The sequence below is a fragment of the Dyadobacter soli genome (assembly GCF_900101885.1).
Lineage (GTDB): Bacteria > Bacteroidota > Bacteroidia > Cytophagales > Spirosomataceae > Dyadobacter > Dyadobacter soli.
On sequence record NZ_FNAN01000008.1, the window covers coordinates 210,068 to 229,074 of the forward strand.

Genomic DNA, 19,007 nt, shown 5'->3' on the forward strand with positions numbered 1-19,007 from the left:
ATCGACTATCCCAATGTTGTCACGACCTATTTTCGTATATACCGAATTGAGCCCCAACCCCAACTCGATGAAATTCGTTCTGAATTTCGAGCTGGTACCCGACGGGCTTTCTTTCGACTACCCTTCACTGGAAGCGGCCCTGGAAGAAGGCAGGTCCTCGCCGCTGGCAGCTGATCTGTTCCAGTTCCCGCACGTGAAGCGCGTTTTCATCGCGAGCAACTTCATTACCATTACCAAGGGCGACGATGTTGCCTGGGAAGAGGTTTTGCGCGACACGAAGCAGTTTATCAAGATTTATTTTGAAGAAAACCACCCGGTATTCGAGCAAAAAACGATCGATAGCAACACTTTGATCGTCGATGCACGGGATTCCGATACGGTACAGAAGATCAAGGCCGCATTGGATCAATATGTACGGCCGGCGGTTGAATCGGACGGTGGGGCGATTAACTTCCATTCGTTCGACGAAGGCTCGGGCGTGGTGAAAGTGCTTTTGCAAGGCTCTTGCAGCGGCTGCCCGTCATCGACACTCACATTGAAAGCCGGTATCGAAAACTTGCTTACCCGCATGGTACCGGATGTAAAAGAAGTAGTAGCAGAAGGCGTTTAATGCATCAAACATACACATTACAAACCCTGTCGTAACCCGACAGGGTTTCTTTTTATAATGTGTTTTGTTAGTTTCGGCGCATGAAGGCACCGCTGGAAGCATTTTTAGACCGTATCGAGGCATTACAATCTACCGGTAATGCATTGTTCCCCAAAGGCATCTTCCCGGCGCAGCGGTCCAACTCCATGATCGGTTATCGGCGCCCCGATACCACGATGTTCTTTTCCGCGATCATTGCATTCACGCTTCAATCCATCCGAAAGCATTGCAGCACGGAAAGCCAGGCGCAGATAGATTCCATCATCGCATTGGTAACCGCCAATTATCCTGATTTTCAAAATAAGGACGGTTTAAAAACCTATAATTTCTGGAAAACAAAACCCTCGCGTCACTTCCCTAACGGTCGTTGGTTCCGCCGTTTCGAGCATTTCCGCATTCCCGACGACATCGACGACACCGCATTCGCCTACCTGACCACGAGCCCTTCTCAAGAGGAATTGTTTTGGCTAAAAGAAAAACTGACGCTCCACGCCAATGGCACCAAACTCTGGATCAGGAATACGTATCCCGAGTACCAGCAGCTGCGCGCCTACTCTACCTGGTTTGGCAAGAATATGTATGTGGAGTTCGACGTGAGCGTGCTGAGCAATATGCTGTACTGCATTCTGCATTATAAGTTACCCTTGAATGTGCATGACGAAGCCAGTTTGGAATACATCCGTTCGATCATCGAAACGCGCCGGTACGTTCATGCGCCTTTTCGCTGCGCACACCAGTACCCGCGCACGCCGCTGATCATTTACCACGTATCAAGGCTTATTGCGGCATTTGATCCGCCTGCATTACGGTCAATCAAAGCGCAATTGATCGGCGATACCGAAAACCTCTTGAAAACTACCCGCAACCACATGGACCGGGTTTCGCTGGCCACGTCGCTCATGCGGTTTGGCATCCGGACGGAACGCATTCCAGTTGAATCGTTTACTGCAAATGATTTCAAAGGCTTTTACTTTTTCATAGCCGGGCTGCTTACCGCTTACGAAAATCCGGTGCTCTACAAATTGTCGGTGAACCCGCTGGTACACATGCACTGGACCTGCGAGGCGCATTGCTGGACGCTTTTAGCGGAATACGAGGCGCTTTGGAACCAGCAACAGGTAAATGGCGCTTTACCATTATCCAATCCCAGCTAGCGAATGGCAGACCACACGATATCCTTAAAGCTCCGCGAAATCATCCGCGAAACCGACGACGCCAAGACATTCGTTTTCGAAACCCTCGACGGCAGCGCGTTGCATTACAAGGCCGGCCAGTTCCTCACCTTCCTCATCAACATGCACGGGCACGAGGTACGCCGCTCCTACTCGATGAGCTCGGCGCCGGGTGTGGATGCATTTCCTGCCATCACCGTTAAAAGGGTACCTAATGGCGAGATTTCCCGGTTCTGGATCGATCTCGTGAAAGCAGGCGACCTTTTCACGGTACTGGCTCCTTCGGGCAGGTTTGTATTGGAGAAAGAAGACGCCGGAACCCGCGACATTGTGCTTATAGGCGCCGGCAGCGGCATAACCCCGCTATTTTCACTGTTAAAACAAACCCTCACCCAGGAAACGCAGAGCCAGGTAACCCTCATTTACGCGAGCAGGAACATACGCAACACGCTTTTTTGGAAAGATATTATCCATTGGCAGGAACGGTTTCCCGAACGGCTTCGGGTAATCCACATTCACAGCCAGCCTACCGAAGAATGGACGGGCATTCAGGGGCGCATTAACAACACGCGGCTGGAACAGCTGGTAAATCAATCCATCCGTTTCAAACGTGAAGACGCCCGCTTCTTCATTTGCGGGCCGTTCGAACTGATGCGTTCCGCAGGCATTACCCTGCATTTCATGGGTTTCCGGGGCGAGCAAATCCGCAAAGAAAATTTCGTGATCCCCTCTCCGCCTCCCCCGCCACCGGTTTCCTACCCACATTACATTAAACTTGATTTTCGCGGCTCGACGCACAATCTGCTCATTCCGGCGCATTCGACAGTACTGGATGCCGCATTGGCCGAAGGTATACAGCTCCCATACAGCTGCAAGGGCGGGCGCTGCGCCTCATGCGCGGCCGTGTGTACGAGCGGGAAAGTGCATATGAGCGTGAACGAAGTTCTCACCGACCGTGATCTCGCAGAAGGCTGGATTTTAACCTGTTCGTCCTACGTGGACAGCGACGATGTAGCGATCGAAATCAGGCAGGAGTAAAACAAAGAAGCGTACAGACGATGCCGTACGCTTCATTAAGGTTTAGGATTAAAGGAATTTCAGTGAAAGAATTCCTGAAAAGGTTAAGTGTTAGGAATATTAAAGAATAAAATTTTCTTTCTTATCTTATTTACAAAATTACTTGCCAAATCGGTTTTTCCTAATAAAATTTAAAAAAGTGTTCGAGCACGCAATCGAAAAGGTTCGTTGGGTTCGTGCACACCATTGATTACAAATAGTCGTTTATAGTCAGGTAAAACTAATGGCCAGCGCTTAAAATCTCAAATTTATTATAAATAAAATTCGAAAAATTTTGTTCAGCATAGTTGCCTTTCACTAAAACACACTATTTAGTCCATCTTCATAATTACTTGTTAGATTTGCTGAACGGAACTGAAAAATCCCTTGAATAATAGTCGAGTGTGAAAAAGAAAATTGTCAGAATCAAAGATATAGCGGAAAAGGCGCAAACCTCCAAAGGCACCGTCGACCGCGTGTTACATAATCGTGGAAGAGTGGCCGACGATGTGCGCGAGCGAATCCTGGCCATCATCAAAGAGCTGAATTACGAGCCTAACCTGATCGCCCAATCGCTGAAATCACAGCGCGCTTTCAACCTTGCAGCCCTTATCCCTGACCCCAGCCTCGACTCGTATTGGGAAGCGCCGCATAATGGTCTTGAAAAAGCCGAGAAGGAGCTCCGGCAATACGGCGTACACATTACCAAGTTCATATTCAATTCGCATTCCGAGCCTTCCTTTATCGCGAAAGCCAAAGAAGTGGGCCGCGAACATCCCGACGGCCTGCTGATCGCGCCGATATTTTACAAAGAAGCATTGCCGTTCTTCCAGGAATGGGCCGAAATGGGCATTCCTTATGTGCTTTTTAACACGCAGATCGAGCATGTGAACCCGCTGTGCTACATCGGGCAGGATTCGTACCGAAGTGGGTCGCTGGCGGCTAAAATCCTGCGTTTCGGACTGCATTCACCGGGTACGGTACTCGTGGCGCACGTGAATGAGGACATTTCCAACTCCGCGCATTTGATCACGAAGGAAGAAGGTTTCCGCGATTATTTCAAAGGCGAGCAGCTCGAAGAGACGTTTAAGGTGATCAGTAAGGAAATTAATTTCCCGGAAGAAGAAGGCCTGGACAAACAGCTCGACGATCTCCGCAAACAATATCCCGACCTCGCTGCGGTATACGTTACCAATTCCAAGGCATTCGAAGTAGCCGCTTACCTTGAAAAGAATGCATTGACGGATATTAAACTGGTGGGATATGACCTCATCGGCCCGAATCAGCAATATCTCAACAAAGGCGTCATCGACTTCCTGATCAACCAGAACCCGCTCGGGCAGGGTTACTGGGGCATTCACCAGTTAGCCAACCACCTGATCTTCAAAAAGGAGATCCCGGCGATCAAGTTCCTGCCGCTGGATATTATTACGAAGGAAAACCTGGATTACTACCTCGATCCGCAGTAGTCATTTGTCAGATTTGGTCATTTGTGGTCAGGTGTTGTCACTTGTGGTCAGGAATTGTACAGTAAGAAATGCAGCAAATCGCGTAGCGATGAAACGTTGGTAGCAATCGAACCGAATAATGTATTCGAAAATGCCGTCAGGCATGTAACAACAATGCGCTGTTGTTGCATGCCTGACGGCATTTTTTGGCGTAATCTATCGGGTTACATTCCTACCGATATTACATGCCTAACGGCATTTAGCTACCGACCAATTTAATAATTGAACGTACCTGACCACTACCTGACTATTCTTGACAAAACCTGACAACTTTTCCTCCAAGCTCCAAATACGTCGCAGCGTTACAAATCCCCAAACTGGCTATACATTTCTTTCAGCTTCGGTTCGGTTTCCTTCGCGCGTATGTCTTTCCGGAGCGCTGTCACGCCCTGAATGTCGGTCAGCAGCCCCAGCGCCTGGAATGCGCCGAAACGTACGAAATAGGAAGAATTGTCGCGCGCGAGGCCTTCGAGTACCGGAATGCTTTTGCGCTGGATATCCTGCTTCGATTTAATAAGGTACTTACCAAAAACTTGCAGGAAGTTGTATTTCTCGGTTGGTTTCATCGCCTTCATTTTGGTCAGGAACCAGTCGAAGCGCTCTGGCTGGGCGAGGCCGGCGTAATAGTTGCCTACCGAGGTAATAATGGCGTCGTTAGGCGAATTTTCGAACTGCGCCGCTACTTCCGCGGCATCGTTCGGCTGGCTCATCAGGTATTTCTCGATGGCTACCGAGGCTACGAGGTAGGAGCTGTCGGTCAATGCGGCTTTGAAAATCGGATCACTGTTGTTGTCTCCAAATGAAGCGAGGGTAATGATCGCCTCCGAGCGTACCTGCGGGTGCGGGTCTGTTTGCGCGCGGTTTTGAATTACTTTTTCAATGTCTGCAAAACCCTCTCCCGCATATTCCGCAAAGTTACTGATCGCCATCTGGCGCAGCTTCCAGAACGGATCGTCCATGGCCTTTACCAGGATTTTACGGGCAGTAGTATCGGCCAAGGCACCTTCCAGTGAGGCTAATGCTTCGTATTTATGGAGAAAACGTTCGGAATTGACATATTGAAACTCCATTTCCGGCCTGTTTTTGTCATGCTCGATCACCGCCAGCAGGTTCGCGTCCGCATCAAATACGACCAAATCCGGTTTTTTCGCAGCGGGGAATTCGAGTGTCTGGGTCACTTTATCCACCACCACGTCGTAGCGGCTCTTTTTGCCTGAAACCCACACATCTACTTTCACCGGCAGGCGGTAAACGGTCGTGGCGGTGGTATCCTGCGCCTGTTTTACCTTCAAAACAACTTTTGACTGCGCAGGCACAAATTGCTGGTCGATCTTCAACACGGGGTGGCCCGGTCTGTGGAACCACTGATCGAAGAACCAATTCAAGTCCTGCCCCGTCACTTTCTCGAACGAAATGCGCAGGTCGTCGATCTCTGCGGTACCAAATGCATGGGTTTTGAGGTAATGCTGCAATGCGGCAAAGAAAGCGTCATCGCCCACCTGTGACCGCAGCATGTGCAGAATGCGGCCTCCTTTGGCATAGGAATGCGCATCGAACATATTTTCGCGGTCCTTGTAGAAATACCGGATCATCGGTACCTGCTTCGTTTCCGATTCAGCCAGGTACTCTTTCATTTCCTGCAAATTACCCCAATCGGCTTCAAAACGGCCGTCGTTGTATTCGCTCCAAAGGTATTCCGAGTAATTCGCAAATGACTCGTTCAAAGGCAATTGACCCCATTCTTCCGCGGTAACATAATCACCGAACCAGTGGTGCGCCAATTCGTGGGCGATCACGGCGTCGGAATTACCGTCCACCAGCGAGCGGGCGTCGTTTTGAACGCCTTCTTCATGCACTGTGGCTGTGGTATTTTCCATGGCGCCGGCTACAAAGTCCCGCACGGCTATCTGCGCATATTTCTCCCACGGATATTCAACCCCGAAAATATTGGTAAAAAAGCCCATCATCTCCGGCGTACGGCCAAATATGGCCTCCGCGTCGGCACCGTATCTCGGCTCCACGTAATAGCTCAGTTCGAGGCCGTTCGGCATCATATCCTTCGCCACGGCGAAATCTCCCACCGCTATCATGGCGAGGTAAGGCGCGTGCGGGCGGGTTTGCTTCCAATGGTCGGTGCGAAGGCCTTTTTTGCCTTCTTCCTGCCCAACGAGCAAGCCGTTTGACAGCGTTTTGTAAGTACTGTCAACGGTAATGTAAATGTCCTGGGTAAACTTCTGGTTCGGCGCGTCGATCGTCGGGAACCAGCACGAACTGCCTTCTGTCTCGCCTTGCGTCCATACCTGGCGCGGCTTGCCTTCGTCGAGGCCATCCGCATTGATAAAATAGAGCCCTTTGTCGGAAGCGCTGTCGTCCTCCTTGCCTCTCGGAACGTCGTTCGGCTTGGCGGTGTAATCGATTTTTACAAAAAGCGTGTCTTTGCGGGTATATTCCTGCCCCAGCTTGATGATCAGCTTCCGCTTGTCGTAGGTGAATTCCAGTTTGCCTTTAACCTTTCCCGCTACCTCTTCCGTGGTCAGGTCTCCGTATTCGGTATTCGCTTCGAGCAATGCGATGCCTTTCACATCAAACCCTTTCGCATCGAGTTCGAGGGTATTCTGCGGATAAAAATGCGGTGTAAACTTCAATATCGCCGACGCGGGCACCTGCTGTTTGACCCAATCCAGTTGTACATCCAGCCTGGTATATAAAATGTCGCTTTTGCGGGCTCTTTCCGGCCGGTAAGGACCTTGCTTGGTTACGGTACCGGGGTTTCTTCTGTAAAGTGTGTCGGCATCGGCGCCGGGCATTGCCAGCGCGCTGTATGAAAGAGAAAGTATGCCAAAAAGTGTAAAGATCAATCGGTTCAAAGAAGGCCTTTTAATATTACCGGTCATATCCGCTTTCTGATTGATTGCTAGGAAGTAAGTCAATGTAAATAAGTTAATAAACGATTTTCTGATTGCCGGGACATCGTTACACCCGCAGCAGCGCACCCGCTTCTGCGGCCCTTCTGGCCGGGATGTACGAAACAACCATAGTTATCATAACGACAATCACGCCCGTGTAGAGTATGTCTTCCCAAATTAATTTAACCGGGTAAGCATCCACCAGCGAGGTGGTCATACCCATCGAAACAAGTCCGTACCGTATTTGCAGCCAGCAGATTGCAACTCCGCCCAAAAGCCCCGCAATCGCGCCCGAGAATGCCACAATCGCCCCCTCGGCCAAAAAGATCTTCCGGATCAGCGACTGCGTTGCGCCCATGGCATACAGCATCGACACATCGTTCTTCTTCTCGATCGCTAACATACTGAGCGAGAAAAAGATATTGATTGCGGCCACTAAAATAATCAGCGAAAGGGTCACTGCCACAAAAAGCTTTTCCATTTTTATTGCGCGGAGCAGATCCGCATTCAGCGAATCCCGGTCTTTCACTACAAAAGCCTTGCCCAGCTTCGCGCCAATTTCCTCGCTGATATCCTTTTCGGCATAACCCGGCGTGAGATAAACTTCCAGCGCCGACAGCTCGCCGCTGTAGCCCATCAGGCCAGCTACCTGTTTCAATGGGGCGATAATGTAGTCGTCGTAGCGCGATTCAATGGAAAACACGCCGCCAGGACGCAGATTGAGCTGGTTGAATGCTTCGGGGGAAGTCAGGTTGAGCGTTTTGGTACCGGTGCGCGGGTAGAGCAGTTCGAGCGGGGTAAAAATGTCTTCCAGGGAAATCGACAATGCATTCCGGATGCCCTCCGCAATAACCGCATAGGGCGTGCCATTGCTGCCGATCAGCTGCAATGTCCCCTCAACCATGGCGGTATCGAGCTGTTTCTGCTGCTCGAATGTGCTATCGACGCCTTTGAGGCGGATAATCGTTTGCTGGTTGCCATACCGGGCCAGTGCATTGTCTTCGATCACTTGCGTCACCAGCCTCACGCCTTGTACCGATTTCAATTCGCCCATCAATGCAGGCGTCATTTTGAACCGCTTGCCTTCCGCGGGCACAATGCGCACATCCGCGTCGAAAGTTTTGAAAATCTTCCGGTTGAGGTCTTCCATGCCGTTGAACACCGACAATACCACTACCATAGCCATCGTCCCGACCGCCACGCCGGCCATGGCAATGCGCGCGATCAGACTGATGAAACTTCTTTTGTTACGCGAAAAAAAGTAGCGAACGGCAATCCGGTAGGAAATGTCCATGATAGCTCAGCCTTGAAATCAGTAGGTTTCCTCCTCCTCGTCGGGCTGTGCGGGCGGGATCACCAGGTCGGCGAACAACTGATCCATTTTGGCTGCGTATTCGGCAGTGTCGTCGATATAAAATTGCAGGTGCGGCACGATCCTCAACTGGTGACGGACGCGCTCGGCGAGCTTCTGGCGAATGAAACGGGTATTTTCCCGGATCGTTTCCAGCAGCATGGTTTTATTTTTATCCGGCAGGAAGCTCAGGTATGCCCGGGCAATGCTCAGGTCGGGCGTTACCCGCACGGCAGTGATCGTCACGAAGGCGCCGTGGGTAAGGTGCTGTGCATCCTTCTGAAAAATCTCGCCCAGGTCCTTTTGTATCTGCCTGCCTACTTTTTGTTGTCTTTTCGATTCCATATTGTGAACGTCGTTCCCTCTCTCCTTTCAATAAGTACAAATATCCATACTTATTTTGTTTTTGTGGAACCCGGCATTGTAATTTCGTGAAACTTATTTCCCGTCAGAGATTTAATCCACCTACCGCTTGCTTAGTTTTTTTCGCGTAAATGCACGGTACCAGACCATCAGCTTAGTAGTATTCTTCCTGCTGCTCCGTCTCCCCTTTTTCCTGGGAGGCGCGCCGTTGCTGATACCCGAACTGAGCTGGATGCTCGTAGGCGAGCAAATGGGCCGCGGATTTATGCTCTACCGCGATGTGTGGGACAATGTAAGCCCGTTTTCGGGCCTCACCTACTGGCTTATCGACAGCCTCTTCGGCCGTGCGCAATGGGTATACCAGCTGGCTGCCATGGGCGTTTCGCTCGTGCAGATATTGTATTTCAATTACGTTATCTATTCCCGCGACGTTTTCCCTGAGCGTACTTACCTGCCCGGCGCGTTGTATGCGTTGTTTCTGAACATTTCGTTCGATATGGGCACATTATCGCCCATGCTGCTTGCAAATACATTCCTGCTTTTTGCATTCGGTTCTATCGTAAAAATGCTCGTAAGAAGAGAGGTGACGACCCAGGTTTTCGAGCTGGGGCTCTATATCGGTATTGCTACGCTGTTCTACCTGCCCGCGTCGCTGTTCATGATCTGGGCATTCCTGGCATTGCTGTTCTATACCGGCTCTACTTTCCGGCACCATTTGCTCGGGTTGTTCGGCTCGGTATTCCCGCTGCTGATGGTGGTGTTGTTTTTCTATCTTAACAACGGCATCGAAAGCCTCAACAGGAACCTCCTTACCTCTGTATTTCAGGTAAAACAATACAACCTCAACGACTTTTCATCCCTGCTCGCCTCGCTCCTGCTGCCGCTGGGCTTCGGGATCATGGGTTTTATGCGGATATTCACAACGCTCCGGTTTGTGAACTACCAGACGCGCATTCAGCAGGTAATGGCGCTATGGTTCATCGCGGCGGTATTCACGATCCCGCTAATGCAGTTTCTGGCGCCGATGCAGTTTGTGATCTTCGTCCCGCCGGCAGCATTCTTCGCCACGCATTATTTCCAGAGTTTCAAAAAGAACAGCTGGGCCGACGAGTTGCAGTTCACCCTCATGGGCGCGATGATCGTTTTGATACAATATCAGGGATTGAGGGGAGTATTACCCGGCGTTGCAATGGGTAAGCTCGAAAACCTGCGTGCCAAGCCGGCCAGTTTGCCGGAGCAGATCAAGAACAAACGCATCCTGGTGTTGGGGCAAAATTCAGGGGAGTATATCAATAATTTCACCGCCACGCCTTACCTCAACTGGGAGCTGGCGAGCTACGATTTGCAGAACCTCGACAATTTCGACAGCGTGATCCACGTCTATGACAATTTCCGCAAAGACCCGCCTGAATTTGTGATTGATAAGGTGAATATCATGCCGAAACTCCTGAACCGGGTTCCGGCATTGAAAAAGCAGTATATCCAGAGCCCCTGGAAAGGTGTATACCAAAGGGCTTACTAGCAGGAAATCTTGTCGACACGCGTCTGGTGACGGCCGCCTTCGAATTCAGTACTTAAAAATGCTTCCAGGCTGGCCAATGCGGTTTCCAGCTCGATAAAACGCACGGGAAAGCAAATCACATTCGCATCGTTATGCTGGCGGGCCAATGGTGCCAGCGGCAGGTCCCACACGAGTGCGGCGCGTACGCCCTGATGCTTGTTCGCGGTAATGCATACGCCCTGCCCGCTCCCGCAAAGCAGCACGCCTTTTTCGAACTCCTTGCTTTCCACACCACTCGCCACCGGATGCGCAAAATCCGCGTAATCCGCCGAGTCGGCACTGTATGTCCCGAAATCCTTCACGTCGAAACCGTTGGTGGTAAGCCAGTCGATAACCGGTTGCTTGTAGGGGAAACCTGCATGGTCGGAGCCGATAGCAATTTTTCTCATTACTTTTTTGTTAATTACAGTCCACCGTTCGTTAACCACAGCGGACATGGTGAAAAGTTTTTTATTATTGGTGTTAATGGTACAAAGTTACCATTATACTGATCAACAACTCAATTGAATGCTAAATATGAGTGAAGAAGTAAAACCAACCAACGGAGAATTAGTGGACGTTTCTCTCCTCAACCCGGCGGTCCCGGAAGATGAGAAAAGGATCAAGGAGGCGTTTGAAGACCGCAATTGGAACGAAATCAAGAGTGCCGACTCATGGGTTGTGTTCAAGGTAATGGCCGAATTCGTGGAAGGATTTGACAAACTGGCCAAAATCGGCCCGTGCGTTTCCATTTTCGGTTCTGCCCGTACTTTGCCCGACAATCCTCACTATAAAACAGCGGAAGATATCGCGGCGAAACTGGTACGTCACGGCTATGGTGTGATCACCGGTGGCGGCCCCGGTATCATGGAAGCGGGTAACAAAGGTGCATTCGAACAGGGCGGAAAGTCCGTCGGACTGAATATCAAATTGCCCTTCGAGCAGCACAGCAACCTGTACATCGACCACGACAAGAGCATTAACTTCGATTTCTTTTTCGTACGGAAAGTAATGTTCGTCAAATACTCGCAGGGCTTCATCGTCATGCCGGGCGGCTTCGGCACGCTCGACGAGCTTTTTGAGGCGATGACGTTGATCCAGACTAAAAAAATCGGCCGTTTCCCGATCGTACTCGTCGGTACCGATTATTGGTCGGGCCTGATCGAGTGGATCAAAGGAACGATGCTTACCGAGCACAATATCAACCCGGAAGACCTGAAACTGATCAGCCTGGTAGATACACCCGATGAAGCGGTGCAGGTAATCGATAAATTCTATTCAAAATACCTGCTGAAACCCAACTTCTAGCAATGACATTTGCTCCAAACTGGGTTCTCCAAACGGGGTTCTCCAAACTGGGTTCTCCAAACGGGGCCATACTCCTCAAAACGAGAGGTATGGCCCTATTTTTTGTATCGTCGCTTCGTCCAGCACCTTCACATTCCGCAATTCTTCCAGCGAACGGAACGGCCCGTGCTGCGTTCGGTAATTCACCAATACCTGCACCTGCTTTCTGTTTCGCAAATACGGATGTCTTCCCAGCTCCTCGCCGGTAGCCGCATTTACGCTGATCTTTTTAACATTACTCAAAACTTTCGCATTACGCCTCAATTCCGACAATGCCAGCGAATCCAGCCCGTAAACCTCACTGAACTGGTCCGCGGAATGAAAACCGCCGAGCCCATCGCGAAATTTCAGAATACGCTGCGCCAGTTTGGTGCCGATACCTTTCAGACGAATGAGGGCTGTTGTATCGCATTGATTGATATCGAATACCTGGATGCTGCTTTTAAATTCCTGCCGGGCAGGCGTTTGTGAATTCGTTTTGGAAGACTTGATTTGAATGCCCTCGAAAACCGGTTTCTGATCTTTTATGGAAATGTATCTTTCCAACCGGGCGTACAGTTCAGGCGGGAAATCGTAAATCTTCATTAAATCCTCGTTCTGCCGGAACTTCCCACCCTTACTTCTGAATTTTTCAATGCGCCGCGCGATAAATGCAGGAATACCGACACCCCTCAGCTCCCGCTCCGAGGCGGTATTCGGGTCAAAGCTGACCAATTTTATTTGCTCGGGTTTGAATGCGGTCGGCCCGTTCGCGGCAGCTCGTGCGCGCGGCCTGTATTTCGTCTGCTGCTGTTTTTCCAACAGTAATGCAATGCTATCGAGTACCCTGCGCTCAGGTGGCGGGCTGCCGGCGGGGACAAAAGGCAAAATCCAGCGCCTGAAAAAGAAGGGCGCCCAGATCATTATCGCGCAGCATACCATCATCACCAGCGCACCGCGCGCTTCTTTCCGGGATATTCCGAAGAAGTCCTGCAAACCATTTAAAATTTTCTGATACATAAGTCAGGGATTTGTTTCCCATTGTTACGTAGCATCGGTGATTTGGTAACAGGTTTTAAAACACAAATGAGCAGACGGTAAGCCGCCTGCTCATTTGCACGATTATTAATACTGTTTCTTATTGATTCACATACACGCTGCCTGCGCTGGCCGACAATGTTACCGGGATACCACCGCCATTCATTTTGCCTTGTACGCGGTCTTTTTCCACCGAGCCGTCGAAGTTTTTAAGCGGTATAGCCACTTTGTTACCTTTCAGGTTCAGGTCGACGCCCTTATCCAGCGGCATGCTCACGCGCACACTGCCGGCTGATGTGGAAAGGTCTACATATTTACCCAGCGATTTCAATTCCAGTTCGATGCTGCCCGCGCTGGTGCTGGCGCGCACGCTGCCCGAAACACCGGCCAACCGTACCGAACCTCCCGAGGTACCTGCATCGAGCGAACCATCTACACCCTCGCCGCGAATGCTTCCGCCGCTGGTATGCGCCACGATGTCCCCATTGAGTTTGTTTAGTTCAATGCTTCCACCGGAAGTTTTAAGCTCGATCTTACCTTTCAACTCATTGGCCCTGATACTGCCGCCGCTGGTATGCAGGTTGATATCCTTACTGCAATGCGCCACATCGATGCTGCCGCCCGAAGTCCGGCCGTTGATTACGCCGTCGAGGTCGTCAATTTTCAGACTACCGCCGCTGGTGGTGAAATTCTGCTGGCCGGTCAATGCGGCAATTTTAATGCTGCCGCCGCTGGTTTTGAGGTTGGTAGCCACATTACGCGGCGCCATTACTTTGAACGCGATCGAAATGTTCCGTTTCTCGTTCCATTGCTGGTTATTTTTCCTTTTTGCCGTGGCAATCACCTTGCTGCCTTCGGTGCCGATCAGGATATCGTAGTCTTCGAGGCGGTCTTCGATTTCTTCTTTGGTGAGTTGTTTATTGCCGTTCCAGCCATTGCCGCGCACGTACATTTCCACTTTGAAACCGTCGGATTGCCCGCCTGTGACGGAGATCGAGCCACCGGAAGTTTCAACCTGTAATTCTTTTAGGGATGAGCCGTTGAAGTTTTTTGTAACGTAAGGTTTGTCATCATCGCCTTGTGCATACGCACTCACGAAACAAAGCGCGGACAGGACGAAAGTTAGTAGTTGTTTAATTTTCATGGGATTCTGTGATTTGTTTGACCAATGATGTAAATCCCGGAACCCAGGTTGCATGCAATGCTTTTAAAAGTTACATTCAGGTACAGTTTTTGCTCATAACAAACCAAAATCAGTCATTATCATGAAAACATACCGCGTAAAAGCCGTCCGTGAATCAGAGGAACAACTGGTACTGGAAGTCCTCCAAAACCTCCAACGAAAAGGAACGATTGTATTTGAGGAAGAGCAGGATGGAAAGCAGGCCTGGACCAGCCCTAAAGCAGCTACACCTGCCACGGAAGAGCAGGTGCAGGAGATTATTGATGAAGCGGAGTTGATTCCTTATTATTCCGAACAAGAGGCTAAGAAAATCCTCAATTTGTAGGGATTATTTTTTGTGAATTTCAATGACTTTAATTTCGTCGAACGTTGCAGTGCGGCCCCAGCCGCATTGTACGGTACTTTTCGAGCCTGTCAGGCTGTATTTCAAACGGACGGGCGTAAAGCTGTAATATTCTTCGATCTTGCCCAGCTCCTTTTCGATTTTCGCAAGGGACGCTTCGCTCGGAAGCAGCGATGTGGTAGAATCCTTCGCGTTAATGGCGAAATGCCATGAGCAACCGTCGGTGGCTAGCATATTCGTCCAGGTAGCATCTGCTTCGTAAACCTGTTCGTTGATATCGCCGCTCTCGTCGTGGCAGCCGATCCAGGCCAGCAAACCGAATAAAACAATCAGACCTTCATCGTTATGGGGTTTAATGTGAGGGAGAGACACGCCCTTTTCCGAATTAGTTGGAAGCAAATTACATTTCAGGCTTTTTTAGAAATCCTGCAAACCATTTCCCCGATTCCTTCACCGTACGTTCCTGGGTTTTGAAATCCACAAACACCAGGCCAAAGCGCGCCGAGTACCCATGCGCCCATTCAAAATTATCCAGTAACGTCCACGCGAAATAGCCGGTAATATTCACCCCCTCATTTTTTGCTTTCAGAACGGCATCCAGATAGGCCTGGTAATACGCTTGCCGGCCCGGGTCGTCCACCTTTCCGTCCTTCACTTTGTCTTTGAATGCGGCGCCATTTTCGGTAATGATCAGTTCGCGGACGCCGTTGTAGCGCTGAAACTGTTTCAATATTTCATACATCCCGGCCGGACTGATCTCCCAGCCCAAACCCGTCGTAGGTACATTCCGCAGCGTGGCCGGTACCTCTTTCAGCCACATTACCGGCGCGAGGTAAGAATGCTGGACTACCACACTGAAATAGTTTTGCAGACCCCAGAAGTCGAAATCGAATTTCAGTCGCTCGCGGTCGCCTTCGCGCATGAACCTTTTGATATTGGACAAAAAAGGAAACGCGTCTTTGGGATACCCCAACCCTAATGCGGGCTCGATAAAAAGCCGGTTCATGAGCGCATCCGCCCGCCGGGCCGCCCTTACATCCGCGGCACTCTGACTGTTCGGTACCACATAAGAACAGGAAATGGCATTGCCAATGCGTGCATCCGGCAGCAGCCGGCGCAACACCCTGCCCCCTTCCGCCTGGCTCAGCGCCAAATGGTGCACCACGGGCAGAAAATTATGAATGCCGGTGTTGCCGGGCGCATGCTCACCGGTGGTGTAGCCAAGTCCTGCAACGGCCATCGGCTCGTTCAGCACGATCCAGTGCCGCACGCGATCGCCGAATGCATGGCCGCATATAGCGGCATACTCGGCAAACCACTCCACAATACGCCGGTTCTTCCAACCGCCGGATTTTTCCAACACCTGCGGCAGATCCCAATGGTACAGCGTAATCCACGGCTCAATACCCAGCGCAATGCATTGGTCGATCAGCCGGTTGTAATAATCTATCCCCGCCTGGTTCACGCGCCCGTGCCCGTCGGGCAATATGCGCGACCATGAGATCGAAAACCGGAACTCCTCAAACCCCAGCTCCTTTACCAGTTCCAGGTCCTGCTTGTAACGGTGGTAAAAGTCACAAGCTTCCCGCGCATGGTCGCCGTTCCGGATCTTGCCTTTTTTCCTGGCAAAAACATCCCAGACACAATCGCTGCGGCCATCCTCATGCACGGCGCCTTCTATCTGGTATGCGGCGGTTGCCACACCCCATTTAAAATTACTTCCGAAATCCTCACGCGATAAGGAGCCCGGCGTTGCCGGTGCATACCCGGTTTCTTTTTTATGTTGGTTAGTAGTCGTTGTCAAGCCTGTGCCTGTTTCATTGAGGTACGAAAGTTAAAACTAATATGTAAACAAAAACCCTTCGTCCGGAAACTGCGGACGAAGGGTTTTTGAAATGACCGGTGGGTTGGCTCCGGGAGCGCTTACCGCACAACCAGGATTTTACGCATCAGCGGACCGTTGTTGATCTTCACGTAGTAAGTTCCCTGCGACAGTTTTGTCAGGTCTACTTCGTTGGATGAATCCGGTGTAGCGTTCAGCACCAATGCACCTGTCTGAGCGTAAACTTTCACGTTCGTTACCAACTGGTTGCTGGTTACCTTGATACGGTCCACAGTCGGGTTAGGATACACATTCAGCTGCTCCTGGCCGTCGAATTTCAGGCTCTTGATCGCGCTGTAAGCGAATGTTTCGTCCAGATCCACCATTTTCAGTCGATAAAGGTTCACTGCCAATGGATTAGTGTGGGTATAGGTATATGTTTCGAGTTCTTTGCTTTCGCCTTTTGCGTCAACCTGTGCGAGTGCAGTCCAGTTCTGGCCGTCTTGGCTGTGCTGTACTTCGAAGTAAGCAGAGTTGCTTTCCGAGGTAGTTGCCCATGCCAACTGTGCCAATGCTCCTTCTTTTTTCGCAGAGAATGATGAGAGCGTTACAGGCAATGGAGGACCAGAGAAAGTAAGACATGCATTGTCTACCAGAAGGTCGTTTCCATTGGACGACAGCAACACACGTACATATTTACTGCCCGACGGAACGGTTCCGCCCAAAGTATATTTCTGAAGACCCCAGGTTCCGCTGTTAAGTGCCTTTGTAACGTCTTGTGTGATTTGACCAAGTTCTGTCAGAGCCTCGTTCAGGAACACCAGCTGGATTTTCTGACTGTTTGAACTGCCATAAGCCGCATAGATAGTCAGGGAAACCTGATTTCCTGTGGTTGTAAACAATTCAACATCCTGCCAGAACTTGCCTGCTCCGCTCAATTTCGCGCCATTCACACCGCATACCGCATAAATAGACTCTACTGACAGTGAACCTGTTACTGACCAGTTGTCCGTACCGCTTTCGAAGCTTGGGTTTTTCAGGGTATTACCATTACATTCCTGGCAAGTCACCGGTGGCGTAACAGTTGTACAGATTGCATCTACTTTGAAGTAATCGCCTGTGGACTCAACTGTAAAGCGGGCTTTCACAGCACCGGCAGGAGCAGTTGCCGAGAGATCGAATTTTTTCAATTGATTGTCTGTCACGATGTAATCCATCAGAACTCGCGATGAATCTCCCAGCAAAGTACCGGCACCGTCATAGAAAGTAATTTTGAAGTAATGTCTGTTTGAAGAGTTATTGACGTGTGTACCGCCGTAAGCGCTTAATTGAATCTGTGTTCCTGGCACCATTGAAATATCCTGCCAGATTTTTCCTTTTTTGTAAAGCAAGCCGTTGCTCGAACCGCACATTTCGTATGCTCCGTCTTTGGAGAAGGTAGCACCCGAAGTTCCGGCAGCATATTGCCAGTCAGCCGTGCCATTCTCGAAACTTGCATTCTTGATATATTTGTTGCTGTCAACGCAATCGCAAGCCACAGGGACCTTCACTTTCAAACAAGCGCCGTCGATTTTCAGATAGTTCTTCTGAGCATAGGCCTGAACACGCACTTTCACGGTATTTGCAGGCGCCGTTCCGGTCAGCGTATATTTTTGCAAGCTACTGCCATTACCAACTTCATAGTCTACCTGCTGAACTACCTTATCACCCACCTGCTGGCCGCTTGAATTAAGAAAAACCAGGGTGATAGTATGGTCATACTGGTTTTTGTGCGTACCTGCATATACGGTGAGGGTCACCTCGTTCCCCGGCGTAACATTCACGTCCTGATAAATCTTCGCGGCGTTGTCATTCTTATCGCCGAGCAAACCATTTTTTTCACCGCACACGTCGTAACCTGTGCTGGTGCTAAACGTGCCGTAGGATTTCGTCCACCCGGTCAAACCACTTTCGAAGCTCCCGTTGGTCAACTTGTTACCATCACAATCGCAACCGCTGGTTGCATTGGCCTGGAAGGCGAAGCCCAGGCTCAATATTAAAAGGGTAAAGAGAAACGTAAAATTTTTCATAACGTATTTGATTTGTAATTGATTAGCTGAATGGCTTGTCAACAAAATGTACGCTACAAAGGTAAAAATTAGATGTTCAGAAAATAGCACTTTTTTTATATGACAAAGTGAGATTAAATATGTTTATCTCAAATTTTTAACTATTTCTAAATCGATTTTAAGAATTATTTCTACAAGTTTAAACCTAATTAATTATCCAAAATAAGCACTTTTTGACCAAAAACTATTCTAATACAGTTTCAAACTGATTGCATATACGTTTAAAATTAGTAATATCACTTTTTCAATATACTACATAGATTGTCCATACATTCCCCGCACCCGGCGGTTACATGAAAACAAAAGATAATTTTGCCGTAACCCCGGTCACAGACGGTTTTCATGCAGCCACCCCGACATGATCTTCGTTCACCCCAAAATCATCGTTTAGTCACAATCGTGACGGGGCTTCAAGTAAAACTTCTACACTTACTAATTACGAAAGGGCTGTTTTGGGCGACCAAATGCCCATTTTGACGAACTAACGGCACTTGCTGGAAATGTCCGTTTCTGTGGCTATCAATGAGTTTTCACTGAAGAATTTCGACAAAACTTTTTTTCATAAAAAACCCGGCTTCTACAAGCTTTGTTTTGAATGCGAATAAAATGCAATCATTTTATTACTGTATTACAGCAGTTTAG

Annotated in this window: 16 protein-coding genes; 7 read left to right on the forward strand and 9 right to left on the reverse strand. The window is 49.7% G+C overall.

Annotated features, from left to right (window positions below; genetic code table 11):
- Window positions 1-13 precede the first annotated feature (13 nt).
- The 4 genes from BLQ88_RS14585 to BLQ88_RS14600 all read left to right on the forward strand — a co-directional run bounded on the left by BLQ88_RS14585 (window position 14) and on the right by BLQ88_RS14600 (window position 4,346).
- Complete coding sequence (locus BLQ88_RS14585) at window positions 14-610, forward strand: NifU family protein (RefSeq protein ID WP_090151180.1); 597 nt, start codon at window positions 14-16, stop codon at window positions 608-610.
- A gap of 80 nt (window positions 611-690) precedes the next feature.
- Window positions 691-1,803 carry a hypothetical protein gene (locus BLQ88_RS14590; protein ID WP_090151183.1) on the forward strand — a complete coding sequence of 371 codons (1,113 nt, stop codon included), beginning with the start codon at window positions 691-693 and terminating at the stop codon, window positions 1,801-1,803.
- Between the two features lie 3 nt (window positions 1,804-1,806).
- Window positions 1,807-2,859 carry a ferredoxin--NADP reductase gene (locus tag BLQ88_RS14595; protein ID WP_090151186.1) on the forward strand — a complete coding sequence of 351 codons (1,053 nt, stop codon included), beginning with the start codon at window positions 1,807-1,809 and terminating at the stop codon, window positions 2,857-2,859.
- A gap of 422 nt (window positions 2,860-3,281) precedes the next feature.
- Window positions 3,282-4,346, forward strand: a complete 1,065-nt coding sequence (locus BLQ88_RS14600; protein WP_090151189.1) for a LacI family DNA-binding transcriptional regulator — start codon at window positions 3,282-3,284, stop codon at window positions 4,344-4,346.
- A 341-nt stretch (window positions 4,347-4,687) separates the two neighbouring features.
- Here the strand turns inward: BLQ88_RS14600 and BLQ88_RS14605 are convergent, their stop codons facing one another.
- The 3 genes from BLQ88_RS14605 to rbfA all read right to left on the reverse strand — a co-directional run bounded on the left by BLQ88_RS14605 (window position 4,688) and on the right by rbfA (window position 8,987).
- Window positions 4,688-7,252: a M1 family aminopeptidase gene (locus BLQ88_RS14605; RefSeq protein WP_229212699.1), complete on the reverse strand. Its 2,565-nt coding sequence runs from the start codon at window positions 7,250-7,252 to the stop codon at window positions 4,688-4,690.
- 106 nt (window positions 7,253-7,358) lie between these two features.
- On the reverse strand, window positions 7,359-8,585 hold the full coding sequence (locus tag BLQ88_RS14610) for an FtsX-like permease family protein (protein WP_090151195.1): 1,227 nt from the start codon (window positions 8,583-8,585) through the stop codon (window positions 7,359-7,361).
- A gap of 18 nt (window positions 8,586-8,603) precedes the next feature.
- Window positions 8,604-8,987, reverse strand: a complete 384-nt coding sequence (rbfA, locus tag BLQ88_RS14615) for a 30S ribosome-binding factor RbfA (protein ID WP_090151198.1) — start codon at window positions 8,985-8,987, stop codon at window positions 8,604-8,606.
- A 127-nt stretch (window positions 8,988-9,114) separates the two neighbouring features.
- Between rbfA and BLQ88_RS14620 the strand changes: the two genes are divergently transcribed.
- Window positions 9,115-10,527: a hypothetical protein gene (locus tag BLQ88_RS14620; protein ID WP_090151201.1), complete on the forward strand. Its 1,413-nt coding sequence runs from the start codon at window positions 9,115-9,117 to the stop codon at window positions 10,525-10,527.
- Here BLQ88_RS14620 and rpiB read toward each other — a convergent pair.
- On the reverse strand, window positions 10,524-10,955 hold the full coding sequence (rpiB, locus tag BLQ88_RS14625; RefSeq protein WP_090151565.1) for a ribose 5-phosphate isomerase B: 432 nt from the start codon (window positions 10,953-10,955) through the stop codon (window positions 10,524-10,526). The genes BLQ88_RS14620 and rpiB overlap by 4 nt on opposite strands.
- A gap of 127 nt (window positions 10,956-11,082) precedes the next feature.
- Between rpiB and BLQ88_RS14630 the strand changes: the two genes are divergently transcribed.
- The gene (locus BLQ88_RS14630) at window positions 11,083-11,853 is read left to right on the forward strand and encodes an LOG family protein (RefSeq protein WP_090151204.1); all 771 of its coding nucleotides are present in this window, start codon (window positions 11,083-11,085) and stop codon (window positions 11,851-11,853) included.
- Window positions 11,854-11,928: 75 nt separating this feature from the next.
- Here the strand turns inward: BLQ88_RS14630 and BLQ88_RS14635 are convergent, their stop codons facing one another.
- Both BLQ88_RS14635 and BLQ88_RS14640 read right to left on the reverse strand, forming a co-directional pair.
- Window positions 11,929-12,891, reverse strand: a complete 963-nt coding sequence (locus tag BLQ88_RS14635; RefSeq protein ID WP_090151207.1) for a ComEA family DNA-binding protein — start codon at window positions 12,889-12,891, stop codon at window positions 11,929-11,931.
- A gap of 118 nt (window positions 12,892-13,009) precedes the next feature.
- Window positions 13,010-14,053, reverse strand: a complete 1,044-nt coding sequence (locus tag BLQ88_RS14640) for a DUF4097 family beta strand repeat-containing protein (RefSeq protein WP_090151210.1) — start codon at window positions 14,051-14,053, stop codon at window positions 13,010-13,012.
- 121 nt (window positions 14,054-14,174) lie between these two features.
- Here BLQ88_RS14640 and BLQ88_RS14645 point away from each other — a divergent pair, with 121 nt between their 5' ends.
- The gene (locus BLQ88_RS14645; RefSeq protein ID WP_090151213.1) at window positions 14,175-14,417 is read left to right on the forward strand and encodes a hypothetical protein; all 243 of its coding nucleotides are present in this window, start codon (window positions 14,175-14,177) and stop codon (window positions 14,415-14,417) included.
- Between the two features lie 3 nt (window positions 14,418-14,420).
- On the opposite strand, the gene BLQ88_RS14650 is transcribed toward BLQ88_RS14645, so the two are convergent.
- The 3 genes from BLQ88_RS14650 to BLQ88_RS14660 form a co-directional block, all read right to left on the reverse strand.
- Window positions 14,421-14,834 carry a hypothetical protein gene (locus tag BLQ88_RS14650; RefSeq protein WP_229212700.1) on the reverse strand — a complete coding sequence of 138 codons (414 nt, stop codon included), beginning with the start codon at window positions 14,832-14,834 and terminating at the stop codon, window positions 14,421-14,423.
- Window position 14,835: 1 nt separating this feature from the next.
- Window positions 14,836-16,239 carry a GH1 family beta-glucosidase gene (locus BLQ88_RS14655; protein WP_090151216.1) on the reverse strand — a complete coding sequence of 468 codons (1,404 nt, stop codon included), beginning with the start codon at window positions 16,237-16,239 and terminating at the stop codon, window positions 14,836-14,838.
- A 119-nt stretch (window positions 16,240-16,358) separates the two neighbouring features.
- Window positions 16,359-18,326, reverse strand: coding sequence for a DUF7850 domain-containing protein (locus BLQ88_RS14660; RefSeq protein WP_090151219.1), 1,968 nt, complete (start codon window positions 18,324-18,326; stop codon window positions 16,359-16,361).
- Window positions 18,327-19,007: the final 681 nt, after the last annotated feature.